Origin of the sequence: Streptomyces anandii JCM 4720, assembly GCF_014650655.1 — a bacterium.
GTDB lineage: Bacteria > Actinomycetota > Actinomycetes > Streptomycetales > Streptomycetaceae > Streptomyces > Streptomyces anandii.
The window spans coordinates 1-243 of sequence record NZ_BMVJ01000077.1 but is presented as its reverse complement, the minus strand read 5'-3'; the positions used below and the strand labels follow the sequence as shown (position 1 = coordinate 243).

1 pseudogene is annotated in these 243 nt (G+C 71.2%); it reads right to left on the bottom strand.

Going from position 1 to position 243, the window contains the following annotated elements:
- Positions 1–243: pseudogene (locus tag IE249_RS39610) on the bottom strand (hypothetical protein); the annotation flags it as partial.

The following is a 243-nucleotide window of genomic DNA, read 5'->3' as shown; positions in this document are numbered from 1 at the left end:
CAGTCCACGTGCGGGGTCGGCTCATCGACATGAAGGGTCTGCGGCAGCACACCATGCCGCATCGCCAGCACCATCTTGATCACACCCGCGACACCGGCCGCGGCCTGCGTGTGCCCGATGTTCGACTTCAGCGACCCCAGCCACAGCGGCGGCCGCCCCTCACCCCGCCCCTGCCCGTACGTGGCCAGCAGCGCCTGCGCCTCGATCGGGTCGCCCAGCGTCGTACCCGTACCGTGCGCCTCC